This is a genomic window from Labrenzia sp. VG12, from assembly GCF_002237595.1.
GTDB lineage: Bacteria > Pseudomonadota > Alphaproteobacteria > Rhizobiales > Stappiaceae > Roseibium.
Genome location: NZ_CP022529.1, coordinates 3,974,691 through 3,991,744 on the forward strand (window position 1 = coordinate 3,974,691; position 17,054 = coordinate 3,991,744).

Here is a 17,054-nt window from a genome sequence, read left to right on the forward strand (position 1 = left end):
TTCTATCGATTCTTGCAACTAAAGCGTGAATCTCTGCACTTTTATTAGCCAGCTAAAGTATTTTGACGCCACCTTGCCTTTGGTGACTTTCACCGTCGTGTTAGACTGGTCGTCTGACAAACCATCGCATTCGGACACCGACGATGTGGCCCCGGTTGACGTGTATTATCGTCATGCTTGGCCCGATCCTCGGATCGGAGGGTGGTGCTCGCGCTGAAATACGTTCTGAACTTCGGGAAAGAAGTTACCTGGTCAGCGGTAAATCGGCGATGGAAGTGGCTGCCTATATGCGCCGCAGGCCGTTTCGGGGCGATTATGGACCCGCCATCGCCAATATCCGCCCACGCTACACCTATACCTTCAAGACCGAGCAGAAGAAAAACCACTGCCGGGCAGTCCGGTTCAAACTCAAGATCGATTTCACCATGACCCTGCCCAAGGCACGGCAGGAAACCGTGTTCGACCGAAGAACGCTCAGCGCATGGCGCAGCCTGCGTGGCTTCACCCGCCGGCATGAACTGGTGCATCGGAAAATCTATCTGGGGTGCGCCAAGCGCCTGGAACGCGCGGTTCTGTCGCTTCGCCCGCGCAGCTGTGGCGGCATGGGCTGGAAGATCCGGAAACTGCTCAACGCGGAAAAGAAGGCCTGCAAGGCACGGCACCTGGCCTTCGACCGCCGGGAGCTCCGGCGACTGACCTACCACCGCTTCTTTGAGCTGGCCCGCCGCCAACGGGACCAGCAGCGTGCCAGCAACACCCGCCGCAACGCGCCACGTCAGGGCGTCGCCCGGAATGGCCGGCTGCTGTTTTTCGTCGCCGACTGAGAACCGCCGCGCTCAGGCGGCCAGCGGATAGGCCTCTTCCACCAGGTAAGGTCCGCCGCCGACACTGGCCTTGGCCGAGAACAGGACGAAACGGCCGGCAACAAAGGGTGGCGCCTGGAAGTTGCCGCGCTCGCTCAACCACTTGGCAACGTCCTCGTTGGTTGAGGTCTTGCAGCGCGCAATCGTGACATGGGGAATGTACTTGCGCCGCTCCGCCGGCAGATGCAGCCGCTGCAGGATCCGCTCCTGTTCGGCCTGAAGCTCGGCCAGTTCCGCACTTGGTTCGACCCTTGCCCAGACGGCATGCGGTTTGCCATTGCCGAAGGACCCGAGACCGGTCAACCGGATTTCGATGGGATCACGCCGGATCCTGTCCAGTGCGGCAACCACTTCGTCAGCTGTGCGGTCATCGATGTCGCCGATGAAACGCAGGGTCAGGTGATAGTTTTCCGGATCGATCCAGCGGGCGCCCCGAAGGCCTCCCCGGAGCATAGAAAGCATGAGGCCCGTCTCTGACGGAATCTCGAGACCTGTAAAAAGGCGCGGCATGGGTGTTCCCTCCGCTGTCGCTGATGAATCCCATCAGGAATCAACTTCATGAAATGCGCAAGACAAATTTCTAAATTTCTGTTTTATAAATGAAATTCACAGACCGCTTACAAGAATGCCGGACCTGATTTCCTCAGGTCCGGCACATCGCGGTCAGTTTGATTCTGTTGAAAACCGGCCCTTTGACACAGGCCGATCAGGGGGCCGGATTCCCAAACTCCTGATGCAGCGCGTCGATCTTTTCCAGAACATCACTGCTGAGGTTGAGATCGGCAGCCGCGATGTCGGTTTCCAGCTGATCCATGCGTGTTGCCCCGAGGATGACCGACGTCATGAAGGATCGCGACATGGCAAAGGCCAGTGCCATCTGGGACGGATCCAGACCAGCCTCCTTTGCCAGATCGAGATAGGCGTCAACTGCCGCAAGAGTGCGCGGATGCTCATAGCGTTGCAGACGATTGAACAGCGTCTTGCGCGCGCCATGTGGCAGGGCCCCGTCCCGGTACTTGCCGGTCAGGTAGCCCTGCGCCAGCGCGGAATAGGCCAGAAGACCGACATCTTCACGGCGTGCAACTTCCGCCAGGCCGGTCTCGAAGGTGCGGTTGACGAGGGAATAGGCGTTCTGGATCGAGACCACGCGCGGCACGTCATAGAGTTCGGAGGCCGTCACATAACGCATCGTGCCCCAGGAACTTTCATTGGAGAGGCCGATATGGCGCACCTTGCCGGACTTGACGATGTCGCCAAGGATTTCCAGCGTCGACTGGATGCTGTTCTCGCTCTCGGCCGGATCCACATCGAGCCACCGGGTCGGGTTGGAACCGAACCCGGAGACGTTCCGGTCCGGCCAGTGGATCTGGTAGAGATCGATATAGTCCGTCTCGAGGTTCTTCAGGCTGCGGTCGACGGCAAACTCGATCTGCGCGCGGGTCAGCTGTCCCTTTTCACCAGTGTCGCGGAACCAGTCCATGTCGGTGCGGCCGACCACCTTGGTCGCCATGACGATCTTGTCGCGATGGCCGGTCTTCTTGAACCACGAACCGATGATGCGCTCGGTCCGCCCCTGTGTCTCCTTCTTCGGCGGGATCGGGTAGAGCTCGGCGGCGTCGAAGAAATTGATGCCCTTTTCCAGGGCGTAGTCCATCTGGGCATGGCCTTCGACTTCCGAATTCTGTTCGCCAAAGGTCATGGTTCCGAGGCAAAGAGCGCTTACCTCTATATCCGTGCGGCCAAGCCGACGCTGTTCCATCAGGAAATCCTTCAAGTTTTGTATTGAAAGCAACCGGAAAGCCCTGAGCTTCCGGCGCTCGAAAGACAGTTAAGACTGGGCCTTGGCCAGAAGGGCCTCGACCTGCGGCAGGATGTTGTCGACGATGACGTCGACGCCCTTCGAATTGGGATGCATGCCGTCAGCCAGATTGAGATCAGGGTTCAGCGCCACGCCTTCCAGAAAAAACGGATAGAGCAATGCATCGTGGGCCTTGGCCACATCTGCGTAAATCGGGTCGAAAGCCTCCGCATATTCCGGACCGAGATTGCGCGGCGCCAGCATGCCGGCCAGCAGCACCTCCACCCCCTTTGCCCGCAGCCGGCTGGTGATTTCCTCGATGTTCTTGCGTGTGGTTTCCGGCGACAGGCCCCGCAGTGCATCATTGGCGCCGAGTTCGACGATCACGGCATCGGCGTCCTCGCCGACCGACCAGTCGAGCCGTGAGAGCCCGCCTGAGGAGGTGTCGCCCGAGACGCCGGCATTGACCACTTCGACAGAATGGCCTTTCCCGGTCAGCGCCTTTTGCAGCTTCTCCGGAAAGCCGTCGCCCGCCGGCAACTGGTAGCCGGCAACAAGACTGTCGCCCAAGACCACAAGCTTGAAGTCATCGGCCTTGGCCGACAGACCGGTCAGTGTGATCAGAAGAAAAGCAAGACAGGCAATTAACCGGTTCATGCGAACTCTCTTTCAGGACTGGAAGATGCGACACAACAGGCCCATATGGTCGCAGAGCGTTCAATTGTCGAGGGCATGCATCTGTCAGGAAGACGATCATGCGCCCGTTGTAAAGGCCTGATAATGACAAATTCGCCCGCAATCACCCTCAAAAATGTGCAACTGACACTCGGCGAGGGAGCGGGCCGTGTCCATATCCTCAAGGGCATCGACCTGGACATCGAAAAGGGAACCTCCGTTGGTCTTGTCGGACCGTCTGGCTCGGGCAAGTCGACCTTGCTGATGGTCATGGCCGGGCTGGAGCGGGCCGATGAAGGCTCGGTCAACGTGGCCGGATCGGAACTCGGACCGCTGTCGGAAGACCAGCTGGCGCGCTTCCGGGGCCGCAATGTCGGCATCATCTTCCAGTCTTTCCATCTCGTGCCCAACATGACCGCGCTGGAAAATGTTGCCGTGCCTCTGGAACTTGCCGGCGATCCTGCGGCCTTCGACAAGGCCCGGGCGGAACTGGAAGCCGTCGGCCTCGGTCACCGCCTCTCCCACTATCCTGCCCAGCTGTCGGGCGGCGAGCAGCAGCGTGTTGCCGTGGCAAGGGCGCTGGTGGTGGAGCCTGAAATCCTGATTGCGGACGAACCCACGGGCAATCTTGACGATTCCACGGGAAGCCAGATCGTCGACCTGATGTTTTCCGCGCAAAAATCCCGCGGCACGACGCTGGTGCTGGTCACGCATGATCCAAACCTGGCGGCTAAATGCGACCGCATGATCCGGGTGCGGTCCGGTGAAATCGAAGAGGCGCACGCAGCAGCACCGCAAGAGGTGCCGGCATGAGCGGCTTTGTGGCCGGCGAGAGTGCCACCGGACAAAAAAGCTTCGGCCTTGCGGCGCGTTTCGCCTTTCGGGAATTACGCGGCGGCCTGAAGGGCTTCTACATCTTCATTGCCTGTATCGCGCTTGGCGTTGCCGCCATTGCCGGTGTCACCTCGGTCTCGCGTTCGCTGACGGAGGGGATCTCTCGTGAAGGTCAGGCGATCCTCGGCGGTGACCTGTCTTTCCGCCTCATTCATCGCGAAGCAACTCCCGAGGAACAGGCTTACCTTCAGGATCTCGGCAACGTCTCCAAGGTCGGCACCATGCGCGCGATGGCGCGTCTGCCCGATGGCAGCGACCAGGCCCTGGTGGAACTGAAGGCCGTTGACGGTGCCTATCCGCTTTACGGATCGCTCGATCTGACCAGCGGCCAGGCGCTGACAGACGCCCTTGGTGAACAGGATGGCGTCTGGGGCGCGGTTGCCGATCCCGCGCTTCTCGCTCGGCTCGATCTGAAAGTCGGCGACACCATATCACTCGGCCGCAGCACCCTGCGCCTCAGCGACACGATTGCGGCCGAACCGGACAAGCTGGCCGGCGGCATGGATTTCGGGCCAAGGCTGATGGTTTCCGAGGCGGCGCTGCCGGCAACAGACCTGGTGCAGCCGGGCAGCCTGGTCCGCTGGCACTACAGGGTCCGTCTGGACCCGGCCCCGACCCTTGAAGCCCTGCAAGGCGTTGTCGAGGAAGCCCGCTCGGCGCAGCCGGACGCCGGTTGGCGGGTGCGCTCGCGGGCCAATGCCTCGCCCGGGCTTCAGCGCAGCATCGACCGGTTTGCCCAGTTCCTCACCCTCGTTGGCCTGACCGCGCTGGTGGTCGGCGGTGTTGGCGTTGCCAACGCCATCCGCGCCTTTCTGGAAACCAAACGCGAGGTGATCGCCAGTTTCAAATGCATGGGCGCGACGGGCGACTTCGTGTTCCGGGTCTATCTGGTGCAGATGCTGGTCCTGGCCCTGATCGGCATTGCCATCGGCCTCGCGATCGGCGCCCTGATCCCCTTTGCCGCCGGGGCCGCGCTTGCCGGCGTGCTTCCCGTAAAACTCGCTGCCAGCATCTATCCCGGCGAACTGGCCCTTGGCCTCGTCTACGGGGTTCTGACGGCCCTTGCCTTTGCACTCTGGCCGCTCGGCCGGGCCCATGACGTGCCGCCAACCGCGCTCTTCCGCGATATTGTCACCGGTGGCGCCAAACTGCCGCGCAAACGCTACCTGTTCGCAACCGCGGTCACCGTTGGTGTACTGGCATCGATCGCCATGCTGCTGGCCCATGACACCCGCATGGCCGGCGTCTATATCGCCGCTTCCGCAGGTGCGTTCGTGCTGCTCGTGCTGGTCGCAAGGGTGATCATGTTCGTGGCCCGGCGCCTGCCGACGGTGCGCTCGACGGAACTTCGGCTGGCCATTGCCAATATCCACCGGCCCGGCGCGCTGACCCCGTCTGTTGTGCTGTCGCTCGGCCTCGGCCTGTCGCTGCTGGTCGCGCTGGCACTGATTGACGGTAACTTGCGCCGGGAATTGACGGCAACCATAGCCGACCAGGCCCCGAGTTTCTTCTTTGTCGACATTCAAAGCCATGAGCGCGACGCGTTTGAAGACCGCCTGATCGCGGAAGCCCCGGAGGCCAAGATCCAGAGCGTGCCGATGCTGCGCGGCCGGATCGTCAGCCTGAACGGCATTGCCTCGGAAGACTTCGTACCGGCCCAGGAGGGCTCGGACTGGGTCCTTCGCGGCGATCGCGGCATCACCTATGACAGCAGACTGCCGGAAAACTCCAAGGTCGTTGAGGGGGCCTGGTGGCCGGAAGATTACACCGGTGTGCCGCTTGTTTCCTTTGACGCGGAAGCGGCCACGGATCTCGGGCTGAAAATCGGGGATACGATCACCGTCAACGTGCTCGGGCGCGAGATTTCCGCGGAAATTGCCAACCTGCGCGACATCGAGTGGCAGTCGCTGGCCATCAACTTCGTCATGGTGTTCTCGCCGAACACCTTTGCCGGCGCCCCGCACGCACACCTGATGACACTCGGCTGGGAAGAGGACGTTCCGGCTGAAACCGAACTCGCCCTCCTGAAGACAGTCTCCAATGCCCATCCCACGGTCACGGCGGTTCGCGTCAAGGACGCCATTACCCAGGTCAACGATCTGGTTGCGCAACTGGCCTGGGCCATTCGGGGAGCCAGCTCGATCACGCTGATCGCCAGCGTGCTGGTTCTGGCTGGTGCCCTCGCCGCAGGTCACCGCAGCCGGATTTACGACGCTGTCATTCTCAAGACGCTGGGGGCGACCCGGACCCGGCTGATCGTTGCCTACGGTCTTGAATATGCAATCCTCGGACTGGCGACGGCGCTGTTTGCCCTGATGGCGGGCGGCGTGGCGGCCTGGTACGTGATCACCCAGATCATGGACGGCACATTTGTGCTGATGCCGGTCACTGCGACCGGTGCGGCCGTTATCGCCCTGGTTCTGACCGTGGGCTTCGGCCTGATCGGCACCTGGCGGATCCTTGGAGAAAAACCCGCACCAGTATTACGGAACCTCTAAGCGAAATATTCCTGACAAGTCATGTCATCTCGACATGGCCTGTCAGGAAAAATTCATATCGGAAAAGCAGTTTCCGTCAAACTTCAGCCCCACGCAACTTGCACACTCAAATAATCTTGGTTATCCGGTTCGGGTCCGGGCAAGATTTCTAGAGGGGCATAGACCATGTTCGCATTCAAACAAGGTTCTTATCTGAAGAACTTTGCAAAGGCCGCAGCCATTGCAGCAGCAGCCATTTTCTCTTTTGCACCTGCTGCAACTGCAGAAAGTCCGTTCCACACCGGCGTGTGGCAGCTCAACACCCCGGACGGCCCGCGCGGGCTTGTCGTCAGCGACTGGCTGGTGTTCGAAAACGGTCTGCCGAAGCGCTGGCTCTACCGCCGCGCCGGCACCAATGACGCCAACCAGTTCGATTTCTTCACCCGGACGATGAACGACAGTGGTTACACGCCGGTCGGAATCCGCGTTTACCGCACGGGCGACAACTCGATGAAATACACGCTGGCTCCGAAGGGCGAAGATCCGATCGAAGTTACCGCCGAGCGCCTGTCGATCCCGAATTTCGCAAATTCCTGCCTGTCCGTGGAAGGCAAGGGCAAGCGTTTCTTCGGCAACTGGGTCGGCACGGACGGCTCCAAACTCAAGAAGCTGAATGTCCAGAGAAACCGCATCACGATTGATGGCGAGCGTCGCAACGTGACCGTCGAACAGGTCCGTGTCGGTCGCATGGGCGTCATCGAAGACGGCAAGCCAGTCGCTTTCTTCACCGATGCGGGCGGCGACTACGCGGTTCTGCAGTGGTTCAAACCGGGCGTTACCGATGCGCAGATGCGCGACCAGGAGCGGGAAATCCTGGATTTTGCGTCCGAGGAAATCGTGCGCAATCCGGCCGGCACCTGCGACCGCCAGATTGCCTCGCGCCTGAAAGCGATGAAATAATCGCGGCAATCTTAAGCATCTTGGCGTAAAATGCGGTGTCAGGCTCAAAGATTACGAATTTTTCAGGATTCTCGTCTTGAGCTTGATACCGTATTTTCCCATATGTTGAGGGAGTTGTGTTGCGGGTGAAATCACGTGCAACATGTGTGGTTTAAAAAAGGGGATCACCACGACCATGTCGACCTTTGACCGTCAATCACAAGGCGCTTATTCGGCGGCCGGCGCTCGCGCCGAGGCCGGCATCGATGAGGGCCTGCGCAGCTATATGCTGGGCGTTTACAACTACATGACCCTCGGCCTCGCGCTGACCGGATTCCTGGCATTGGGCACCTACATGGTGGCAGTGAGCAACCCGGCCGTGGCTCAGACCCTGTTTAGCGGACCGCTGTATTTCGTTCTGCTTTTTGCACCGCTCGGAATGGTCCTGTGGCTGTCCGCGCGGATCCAGTCCATGAGCGCCAGCACCGCCAGAACGATGTTCCTGGTGTATGCGGCCGTGATGGGCGTATCGCTTGCGCCGATTTTCATGGTGTATACAGGTGGCTCCATCGCACGCGTGTTCTTCATCACCGCTGCTGCCTTCGGCTCGCTGAGCCTGTTCGGCTACACCACGAAGAAAGACCTGTCTGGTTGGGGATCATTCCTGTTGATGGGCCTGATCGGCATCATCATCGCCTCCATCGTGAACATATTCCTGGCGTCTTCCGCTCTGCAGTTCGCCGTTTCGGTGATCGGCGTGCTCGTCTTCGCAGGCCTGACTGCCTACGACACGCAGCAGATCAAGGAAATGTACTACGAAGGCGACAACAGCGAAGTCGCTACCAAGAAGTCCGTGATGGGCGCCCTGCGTCTCTACCTCGACTTCATCAACCTGTTCCTGATGCTGCTGTCGTTGTTCGGCAACCGCGAATAAGCGCAGGCACAAGACCAAACGGAAAAGCCCGGCTTGCGCCGGGCTTTTTTTGTGACCGGCCGCTCAACCATACCCTTGTTTCTGGAAAACAATCAGACGTCCAGGGCGCACCGATAGACCGTCACAGAAACAGATTTTCACGGATCAGGCGGGCCGCCGCTTACACTTCCACGACGCGCAGGTGTTTCTTCTTTTCCAGGACACGCAGCACCTGGCCAAGGTCATGGCCGCGTTTCAGGATCATGCCGCCGGTGGCAACCACCGAAAAGGCTCCCTGGCGCCGCGCCAGTTTCGGATCCTTCTCGATCCGGTAGAGCGGCATTTCGGACGAGCGGCGGAAGACTGAAAAAACGGCCCTGTCTTTCAAAAGGTCAATGGCATAGTCGCGCCATTCACCGTCGGCAACCATGCGGCCATAAAGACGCAAGATGGTGTCGAGTTCGCGCCGGTTGAAGGCAACGACGGGTTTGGGAGGGGGAGCCGGTTGGATGTGCGGCGCCGGGCTTATGCCCGCGCCGCGCTGAAACGCGCTGTCATCGGCTTCGCTCATTCCGCCTCCAGTTTCGTTTGCGGTGTCGCGATGACCGGGAATCGTCCGGGACGCCCCTGTCACCTGACTGTCATCTTGCGTTGGCTTTGGGGTCCATGGCAAGTCTGCAGGCAAAGAATGGGGCTTTGATGACCAAATCCTGTCAGTTTTGCGTAGGGATTTCCGGAGGAAAACGCGAAAAACGGACGCTACGGCACTTTGCCCAGAAAGAATGCCCAAATTTCCTTGATTTTGCCGCATTCCAGCCCTTGGCCAGCCATTTTGGCCACCCATATTAGGATCATACCCTGATGGGTACGACCGGTTGAGGCCGCGGAATGCATTAGCCCCCCAGCCCCCCGAGGCGTTGACAGGTCGACCAGATTTAATGAGTCAAACATCAGGGCAACTGAAGGGCCGGCGATGCGCCGGCCCTTTTCATTTGGTGCTCCTGCCCATCCGCATTTCTGGCAGGCCCTTCAAAACCAAACGTCATTTTTGACCTGCACCCGTGGAATTGGCCCTTTTCCATTCGGGGACTTGATGTATCCTTTTTGACAGAATGACTACGGACCTGATCGATCTCCGAGCGGCCCGGACCGCAGATTGCGACGCCCTTGCCGGCATTCACTCCGAAGCCTGGCTTGGCGCCTATCGGGGTGTGCTGCACGGCGTTGACCTGCAGAAGATGGTCTCCCGCAGGGGCAGCAGCTGGTGGCGCGGCGCCCTGGCGCGCGGTGTCGACATCAAGGTTCTCAGCATCGCGAACGTACCGGCCGGCTACGCCACCTATGGCCCCTGCCGCCTGCGAGACACCGGCATGGATGGAGAGATCTACGAGCTCTATCTCAAGCCGGAATATCAGGGCCTCGGATTTGGCCGCACCCTGTTTGATCATGTCCGCGAAACGCTTGCCGCCAGAAACATGCCCGGACTTGCCATCCAGGTGCTGAGCGACAATCAGCCTGCCCGCGCCTTCTACAAGGCGGTTGGCGGGCGTCTGGCAGCAAAGTCCTGGTATCGGATCGGCGGCCGGCGGCTTGAACTCTCGATCTACGCCTGGCCACCTGCCAGCAGCTGACGCGCCGGTAAAGAAAATCTCACCATTGCAGAATGCCCGGGTTGCCGAGGATTTGCGGTTGTTGCGTGCAATCGAACTGGCCGGCCAGCGTGTCGGCAGCCCGGCGTGCCATGGCGTTGGCGTTTTTGTTGGCCTGTGCGTCGACCATCGCGATCTGGCAGGTGCCGCCGCCGGGTCTCAGCTGGGTCACGATCAGAACGCTGCCGGTTGAACTGCCGTCGTCAAGACTTGGAAACCAGCGCAGGATGGTTGCGAAGGCGTCTCCGTGTCTCAAACGCCATTCAAGGGTTTCGTTGACGGTATTGAAATTGGGCAGGGTCTGGCTTGCCGCCGGTTCATCCGCGGCAAAGGGACCGAAGGAGACAAACATGCGCAGATCGCCCTCGGCAACATAGACGGCCTGCCCCTGATACCCCGGGCAGGTCCAGGCCCCGCCGAACGTGCCTTCATCCGAAGCGGTTTCGACCTGCGTGCAGTTTTGCAGCTGGATTTTCGTGTAGGTGCTGTCGAACCCGGACGCGTTGGCCGTGGCCCCGCAAGCCAGCAAGGCGATGCCGAAACAGACCGCCCCGCTCAATCTGAACCAAAGAGCCTTCATGACCGCTTCTCCCCCTTCACAGCGTGTTTGCAAGCAACGCACGTTAATCAATTAGGTGCAATGCAAAAATTAAGGGCTTGAACTTCACCGGCGGGATTGCGATAGACGCAGCAACGTTTAACAGGAGTTTTCTCAGATGCGTATCGACGCAGTGCCGATTGGCAAGAACCCGCCGGAAGACATCAACGTCATCATCGAGGTATCTGTCGGCGGCGAGCCGATCAAGTACGAGATGGATAAGGACGCCGGTGCGATGTATGTCGACCGCTTCCTCTACACCCCGATGCGCTATCCGGGCAATTACGGTTTCGTGCCGCACACGCTGTGCGGCGACGGCGATCCGATCGACGTGGTTGTGGTCAACCAGCGTCCGATCGTTCCGGGCGCCATCATGAACTGCCGCCCGATCGGCGTGGTGCTGATGGAAGACGAATCCGGCCAGGACGAGAAGATCATCGCCGTGCCGTCGCACAAGCTCTCCAAGCGCTACGACAACATCCACGACATCACCGACCTGCCGGAAATCACGATTGCCCAGGTGAAGCACTTCTTCGAACACTACAAGGATCTGGAGCCGGGCAAGTGGGTCAAGATCACCGGTGTTGAGGGTGCGGATGCTGCCCGCAAACTGATCGTTGAATCCATCGATCGGGCCCAGAAGGAAGCTGCCGAATAAGGCAGTCTATCCGACGAACCATTTTGAGAGGCTGCGGCTGACTACCTGTCGACCGCGGCCTCTATGCGTTCCATGTCCTGGTCGGAGAGGCCGAAATGATGGCCGATCTCATGGATCAGCACATGGGCGACCACGTCTCCCAGCGTTTCATCCATCGCGGCCCAGTAGTCGAGGATCGGGCGGCGAAACAGCCAGATCCGGTTTGGCATCTGCCCGGTGAACTGCGCGTCTCCGCCCTCGGCCAGGCCCTGGCCTTCAAACAGGCCAAGCAGGTCATGCGGATCCTCGATGGCAAGCGCATCCAGAACGTCGTCCGGGGCATAATCTGCCAGGCTGATCTGAAGATGGCCGCAACGCAGCAGCAGGTCGTCCGGAAGACCGGCCAGGACCTCACTGGCCATGGCTTCGAAATCTGCCAGTTCGGGTGCTTTGCGTTCGGTCCAGCCACTGCGGCTGACCGGCCGGACGGATGCCATCTTGCTACCTTTTTTCGCGTGTCTTCGGGAAATCGGCCCCGGAATACGGCCTACAGGTAGGTGATGGCAAGATAAATCACCAGCCCGATGGCAAAACAGACCCCAAGACCGCGGCCGATCCGGGTGCCCCAGACCTCGATCCGGTCGTCCTCGTCCTTGTCGGCCGCCGCCATGTGGTTCTTGGCCCGGTCGGCCATGCGCACGAAGGTCGAGCCGACGATGGTCTCGCTCTCCGCCTCGACCCGGTCGAGCGCATGCAACGCGTCCTGGCGCTGTTTTTCCTTCGGATGGACGGGCTGCTTGTCTGAACTGCTCATGCGTCTACAGTGACCGGGTTGGCAGGCCGTTTCAACAAAAATGCCGCCACCAATGCTAGGCCGGCAAGACCGGCAGAGGCCACCGCATTCCAGCCCGCAAAGGACAGACCGAACATGCGCCAGCTGGCTTCCGTGCAGCTGACCACCCGGGTCGACTGCAGCGCCTGCAGCATGTTGGAGGCCGAGGTCGGTGCCGCGCTGCCGCCGCCGCAGTCATTCGGACCAGCCCAGAACGCCCATTCTGCGCCGGCCTGGTAAATACCGAGCCCCGCGCCATAGGCGAAGATGACCGCAACCGCCAGGAGAACCAGCCCGGCCAGACCGGTTCGCCCGCGCATCATCAAAAAGAGAGCCAGCGCCGTCAGGGGAAGGCCGGCGTAATAGGGAATGCGCTGTTCCAGGCACAGCTTGCACGGCACATAGCCCCCGATCAGCTGAAAGCCCCAGGCCGTCGCAATCACGATCAACCCGCCCAGCAGAAGCAAACCTGTTGCCGATTTCGCCAGCTGTTCCCGTGCCATCACACCCTCATCCGTCAGATATATTTCAAGGCCACAAACCCGCCGACCAGCAACACCACGAATAGGGTGAACATGAGGCCAAGGCGTTTTTCGATGAAATCCCTGATCGGCGGACCAAAGAAATAGAGCAGGCCGGCGACCACGCAGAAGCGAATGCCGCGCGACACGATGCTGGCCATGATGAAGACCGGCAGGCTGAGCCCGAGCGCTCCGGAAGCAATGGTGATCACCTTGTAGGGAAACGGCGTGAGGCCGGCAATGAAGACGAACCACCAGCCCCACTCGTGGAAGATCACCTTGAACTCGTCGACAAAGGCCATCTTGCCATAGAAGGTCAGCACCGGCACCGCAATCTGCTCGAACAGGAACATGCCGATCAGATAGCCGGCAATGCCCCCGGCGACCGACGTCAGCGTGCAAAGCAGCGCATACCACCAGGCTTTCTCGCGCCTTGCGATCACCATCGGGATCAACAGGATGTCCGGCGGGATCGGGAAGACCGAGCTTTCGACAAAGGAAACGGTTCCCAGCGCGGCAGGTGCGCGGGGGCCGGCGGCAAGGGACAGGGTCCAGTCGTAAAGGCGTCTCAACATGCCGCTTCCCTTAGCCGCTGCGCTGCAAAATGTCACCTGAGGAAATCGCCTGCCTGTCGTGAAAGTGAAGCGACCGCTTTTCGCTGAACGACAGCGATCTGAATGTTTTGCCGGTCCGGACCGGCGAGACCATGAGCGCTGAAGCGGCAATCACCGCGCCATCTGCTAGGATAAGGCAGACAACGACGCTCGGGAGGACACCATGAAAAGCATCCTCAGGCTGGCCGCGGCGACGGTCTGCGCCTTCACGCTGTTGGCGCTTCAGGCGGTCACCGCCCAGCAGGTGCAAATTGAGGGATCGGTCAACCTGACCCCGTTCGAAGCACGCGGCATCACGCTATCGACGCTCTACAAGGTAGACGGCGAGTTCGCAGGCAAACAAGGGATCGCTGTTCCGGCCCCGTTCACCCTGGCAGCCCCTCGCCGCGACGGCCAGCAGATCCTCGCGCAGGCCAAGCCGGCGGGCGGTGGCCCAATCAAGATCTATTTCGCGACCGACGACCCACAAAAGCGCATTTTTTCCTCCCTTCAGATCATCCCCTTCACGATGAAGACGGATGACCCGCAAAAACGTCTCGAGATCGGCGACTATTTCGCCATCGACCTTCTGAAGAAACTCGGAGAAAACCGGACCACACGCGTGAACCTCCGGCGCCAGGTCACGGTCGGCGGACTTCCGGCGGCCGAAGTTGTCGGAAATTTCGTCAATGCAGAAGGCGACCAGCTGCTGGTCCGGCTGGTCGCCGTGGCAAAACCGGGCAGCCCGCACGGCATCATCGGCATTGCCGTCGGCCACCCACGCCAGGGCCGGATCAAGAAGGTCGAGGACATCTACGACACCAGCGCATCGCTGGCCTTCGACACGGTGACGTTCAACTGATCGACGTATGGTGAGCAAGACTTGGGCGCCTGCGCGTAATTCAGGCGATAGCCGGTCGCAACGCAACAATGCGGGGGAGAGTAGCTTGCCGCGAACCGAAACAGCGCTCAAGCAGGCGTAAGACGGTAGCGTAACAACAATGCTGCAGGTGAGCGGAGCGAACTAGAACCGCGCTCAAGTAGGCCAAAGGCCGGTAGCGCAAGAAAAATGGTGCCCCCCGCCGGAATCGAACCGGCACTCCCGAAGGAACGGGATTTTGAATCCCGCGCGTCTACCAGTTCCGCCAGAGGGGCAACTGACACCGGAGAGCGTGCCTATCATGGGGTCCGGTGCGATGCAAGCGGTTAGAGGATGGTGTTTGACGGAAGTTGAGCGCCGCTGGCGGGGTTGGCGCCAACTGATTGCTTCCCATATCCTAAGACTTGAGGGAGTTTGTTAACCCTACGCCTCAAAATCTGCGGATTTTTGTCGGTACCTTTCGGTCGTGTCGCCGATTTTAAGCGCATTGCAATGACTGAAGTGGCACGAGGAGAGCAAGCGGAGTTCGGAGAGAATCGTAAACATATGGCAAACACCAAAGAACAAGAAATGCACACCAAATCCGCATCGCCAACCGGTACCCATCTCAAACTGCGTTTTGTGAACGACATGATTGACAAAGACCAGCTCGAACCAGCGCCAATTCGTCCGGCATGGATTCTGGAAGGCAACCCCGAAGCCAAAGGCAAGCAGCTGGCGGGCCACAAATTCGGCTGGGGTGACGCGACCCATTGGTCTTGCACAGCAGGCAAGTTCCAGTGGCAATATGGCTGGGACGAGTCGGTCATGTTCCTGGAAGGTGAAGTGACCATTACCGACGAGAACGGCAACGTTTATGTGGGCACTCCCGGGACGTTCCTTTTCTTTCCGGCTGGAACAACCGCCGTCTGGGAGGTCCCGACCTATATCCGCAAGCTCGCCTTCAACCAGAAGCCGGTGCCGTGGTACCTGCATTACCAGTCGCGCATTATCGAGCGACTGAAAGGCGCCATGCCGGGCGGGCTGCGCTAATCCCGCTTCTCCGGATCAGCCGATCCAGGTATCGGCTGACCGGATCTGCTTAGCCTGGAAACAAAAGCGCAAATTGTGCGCTTTTTCTGGACAAGCCGGATTGGCTTGTCTAGATAAGTTTCATGAGCAAATCTGGCAGAGAAATCGAGCTCAAGCTCGAACTGGAAGCGTCGGCCCAGGACGCAATCAAACGCGCGGGCAGCATCAAGGGATTTACCGCCGGCCGGGCGGTGACCAAGACCCTGCAATCGATCTATTTCGACACGCCCGACCAGGCCCTGCGCAAGGCAAAAGTCTCGCTGCGGGTGCGCAAGTCTGGCCGAAGCTGGCTCCAGACCGCCAAGCTTGGCACCGGGGTGATGGGCGGCCTGTCGTCACCGATCGAAGCGGAACATCCGGTCAGCGGACGGGCGCTCGACTTTTCCGTGATTGAAGATCCGACCGTCCGGGAAAAGCTCACCGAGATCATCGGCGAGGCACCGCTTTCGGAGTGTTTCGAAACGGTGATGAAACGCACCACGCGCCAACTGACCCGTGAAGCCGATGGCACGCATATCGAGCTCGCCTTCGACACGGGCAACATCCTGGCCGGCGCCGGTTCCCAGCCACTGGTCGAACTGGAAATGGAACTGAAGTCCGGCCCGAGCCTTGCGCTCTTCGAAGCGGCCAAGGCGCTGCTTGACGACATTCCGTTCCGGTTTTCCCCCTACAGCAAGGCCGAGCGCGGCTATCGCTTCGCGGAAGGCCAGGAAGTCGAGGAACACAAGCCCTTTTTCGCCGACAAGATCAGCTTCAGCGCCGGCATCAGCACGGAACTCGCCTTCCGGGACGTGCTGCGCTCCTGTCTGACCCAGATCTCGGAAAACCGGCTTGCAGTGCTGGCCTCCGAAGACCCGGAAGGACCGCACCAGTTGCGTGTCGGATTGCGCCGTCTGCGCAGCGCGTTCCGCCTGTTCAGGCGGGTATTGAACCCGGCGACCTTTGCGCCGCTGGACCAGATGGCCCGCACCATTGCGGGCGAAGCCGGCGCGCTGCGCGATCTCGATGTGCTGGTGGATGAAATCGTTGCACCACTGGTCGACAAGGCACCGCCAAGCCTCTCCTTCGATGCCCTACTGGCGGACCTGAACGCGTCACGCGACAAGGACATTCGCACCACGCTGACGGACCACCTGAAATCCGCCGAAGTCAATCAGTTCCTGCTGGACCTGGCTGCCTATACGGAAGGACGCGGTTGGCTCGACCCGGAAAATTTCGACCAGACCACCCTGTTGGCGCAGCCCATTGAGGCCCATGCAAGCAGGGCTCTGGCGAAACAATGGAAAAAGGTGCTGGGTTACGGAAAACGCCTGGAAGAGCTGAGCATCGAAGAGCGCCACGACATGCGCAAGGCCATGAAGAAGATGCGCTACGGCATCGAGTTTTTCGGCAGCCTTTATCCTTCCGACACGGTGAAACCGTTCCTGAAACGCATGAAGAAGCTTCAGGACATTTTCGGCTATCTCAACGACGTCGCCATGGCCGAAAGCCTGCCGGAAAAATGCAAAGCACTGGAAGAGAAGTCGATGGAAGCCACGCAGGCCATCGGCTTCGTCATCGGCTGGCATGAGGCTCAGTGCCAGGCCAAGTGGCTTCACGCCAAGGATTATTGGGACGCCACCAGGGCAACTCCAAAATTCTGGACCTGACGAGAAAGGTGGCAGGGACAGCCTGTCCTCTCAGACCGCGAAACCAAGGCTGGTCATTCCAGGCA

At 60.2% G+C, this 17,054-nt stretch carries 19 protein-coding genes and 1 tRNA gene; 10 read left to right on the plus strand and 10 right to left on the minus strand.

Features of this window, described 5'->3' with window-relative positions; all coding sequences use genetic code 11:
* Positions 1 to 155: 155 nt before the first annotated feature.
* On the plus strand, positions 156 to 824 hold the full coding sequence (locus tag CHH27_RS18420; RefSeq protein ID WP_157738987.1) for a DUF922 domain-containing protein: 669 nt from the start codon (positions 156 to 158) through the stop codon (positions 822 to 824).
* 12 nt (positions 825 to 836) lie between these two features.
* Here the strand turns inward: CHH27_RS18420 and thpR are convergent, their stop codons facing one another.
* From thpR to CHH27_RS18435, 3 genes are all read right to left on the minus strand, one after another.
* Positions 837 to 1,373, minus strand: coding sequence for an RNA 2',3'-cyclic phosphodiesterase (gene thpR / locus CHH27_RS18425; RefSeq protein WP_094072885.1), 537 nt, complete (start codon positions 1,371 to 1,373; stop codon positions 837 to 839).
* 196 nt (positions 1,374 to 1,569) lie between these two features.
* On the minus strand, positions 1,570 to 2,622 hold the full coding sequence (locus CHH27_RS18430) for an NADP(H)-dependent aldo-keto reductase (protein WP_094074851.1): 1,053 nt from the start codon (positions 2,620 to 2,622) through the stop codon (positions 1,570 to 1,572).
* A 69-nt stretch (positions 2,623 to 2,691) separates the two neighbouring features.
* Positions 2,692 to 3,318 (minus strand): arylesterase, encoded by a 627-nt coding sequence (locus tag CHH27_RS18435; RefSeq protein WP_094072886.1) that lies wholly within the window; start codon positions 3,316 to 3,318, stop codon positions 2,692 to 2,694.
* A 123-nt stretch (positions 3,319 to 3,441) separates the two neighbouring features.
* Between CHH27_RS18435 and CHH27_RS18440 the strand changes: the two genes are divergently transcribed.
* From CHH27_RS18440 to CHH27_RS18455, 4 genes are all read left to right on the plus strand, one after another.
* On the plus strand, positions 3,442 to 4,149 hold the full coding sequence (locus CHH27_RS18440) for an ABC transporter ATP-binding protein (protein WP_094072887.1): 708 nt from the start codon (positions 3,442 to 3,444) through the stop codon (positions 4,147 to 4,149).
* Entirely contained in the window at positions 4,146 to 6,728 is a 2,583-nt protein-coding gene (locus tag CHH27_RS18445; protein ID WP_198338253.1) for an ABC transporter permease, read from the plus strand. The genes CHH27_RS18440 and CHH27_RS18445 overlap by 4 nt, the downstream gene beginning before the upstream one ends.
* A gap of 165 nt (positions 6,729 to 6,893) precedes the next feature.
* On the plus strand, positions 6,894 to 7,667 hold the full coding sequence (locus CHH27_RS18450) for a hypothetical protein (RefSeq protein WP_094072888.1): 774 nt from the start codon (positions 6,894 to 6,896) through the stop codon (positions 7,665 to 7,667).
* Positions 7,668 to 7,842: 175 nt separating this feature from the next.
* Complete coding sequence (locus CHH27_RS18455) at positions 7,843 to 8,580, plus strand: Bax inhibitor-1/YccA family protein (RefSeq protein WP_094072889.1); 738 nt, start codon at positions 7,843 to 7,845, stop codon at positions 8,578 to 8,580.
* 160 nt (positions 8,581 to 8,740) lie between these two features.
* Here CHH27_RS18455 and CHH27_RS18460 read toward each other — a convergent pair whose 3' ends face one another.
* Entirely contained in the window at positions 8,741 to 9,130 is a 390-nt protein-coding gene (locus CHH27_RS18460) for a DUF2794 domain-containing protein (protein WP_094072890.1), read from the minus strand.
* A gap of 541 nt (positions 9,131 to 9,671) precedes the next feature.
* On the opposite strand from CHH27_RS18460, the gene CHH27_RS18470 reads away from it, so the two are divergent.
* Positions 9,672 to 10,190 carry a GNAT family N-acetyltransferase gene (locus tag CHH27_RS18470; protein ID WP_094072892.1) on the plus strand — a complete coding sequence of 173 codons (519 nt, stop codon included), beginning with the start codon at positions 9,672 to 9,674 and terminating at the stop codon, positions 10,188 to 10,190.
* A gap of 19 nt (positions 10,191 to 10,209) precedes the next feature.
* Here the strand turns inward: CHH27_RS18470 and CHH27_RS18475 are convergent, their stop codons facing one another.
* Complete coding sequence (locus tag CHH27_RS18475; RefSeq protein ID WP_208988280.1) at positions 10,210 to 10,788, minus strand: hypothetical protein; 579 nt, start codon at positions 10,786 to 10,788, stop codon at positions 10,210 to 10,212.
* Positions 10,789 to 10,924: 136 nt separating this feature from the next.
* Between CHH27_RS18475 and ppa the strand changes: the two genes are divergently transcribed.
* A complete protein-coding gene (ppa, locus tag CHH27_RS18480; protein WP_094072893.1) occupies positions 10,925 to 11,464 on the plus strand; it encodes an inorganic diphosphatase in 540 nt (179 codons plus the stop codon).
* A gap of 41 nt (positions 11,465 to 11,505) precedes the next feature.
* Here the strand turns inward: ppa and CHH27_RS18485 are convergent, their stop codons facing one another.
* Genes CHH27_RS18485 through CHH27_RS18500 form a run of 4 tightly spaced genes read right to left on the minus strand, consistent with a single transcriptional unit; the run spans position 11,506 to position 13,371 of the window.
* Entirely contained in the window at positions 11,506 to 11,940 is a 435-nt protein-coding gene (locus CHH27_RS18485) for a metallopeptidase family protein (protein ID WP_094072894.1), read from the minus strand.
* A 50-nt stretch (positions 11,941 to 11,990) separates the two neighbouring features.
* Positions 11,991 to 12,257, minus strand: a complete 267-nt coding sequence (locus tag CHH27_RS18490; RefSeq protein ID WP_094072895.1) for a hypothetical protein — start codon at positions 12,255 to 12,257, stop codon at positions 11,991 to 11,993.
* Entirely contained in the window at positions 12,254 to 12,778 is a 525-nt protein-coding gene (locus CHH27_RS18495; RefSeq protein WP_094072896.1) for a disulfide bond formation protein B, read from the minus strand. The genes CHH27_RS18490 and CHH27_RS18495 overlap by 4 nt, the downstream gene beginning before the upstream one ends.
* Before the next feature lie 14 nt (positions 12,779 to 12,792).
* Entirely contained in the window at positions 12,793 to 13,371 is a 579-nt protein-coding gene (locus tag CHH27_RS18500; RefSeq protein WP_094072897.1) for a YqaA family protein, read from the minus strand.
* Positions 13,372 to 13,573: 202 nt separating this feature from the next.
* On the opposite strand from CHH27_RS18500, the gene CHH27_RS18505 reads away from it, so the two are divergent.
* On the plus strand, positions 13,574 to 14,251 hold the full coding sequence (locus tag CHH27_RS18505) for a hypothetical protein (protein WP_094072898.1): 678 nt from the start codon (positions 13,574 to 13,576) through the stop codon (positions 14,249 to 14,251).
* Between the two features lie 208 nt (positions 14,252 to 14,459).
* Here CHH27_RS18505 and CHH27_RS18510 read toward each other — a convergent pair.
* Positions 14,460 to 14,544, minus strand: a tRNA-Leu gene (locus tag CHH27_RS18510).
* Positions 14,545 to 14,761: 217 nt separating this feature from the next.
* On the opposite strand from CHH27_RS18510, the gene CHH27_RS18515 reads away from it, so the two are divergent.
* Positions 14,762 to 15,301, plus strand: a complete 540-nt coding sequence (locus CHH27_RS18515; RefSeq protein ID WP_208988281.1) for a cupin domain-containing protein — start codon at positions 14,762 to 14,764, stop codon at positions 15,299 to 15,301.
* A 122-nt stretch (positions 15,302 to 15,423) separates the two neighbouring features.
* On the plus strand, positions 15,424 to 16,989 hold the full coding sequence (locus tag CHH27_RS18520) for a CYTH and CHAD domain-containing protein (RefSeq protein ID WP_094072900.1): 1,566 nt from the start codon (positions 15,424 to 15,426) through the stop codon (positions 16,987 to 16,989).
* Positions 16,990 to 17,054: the final 65 nt, after the last annotated feature.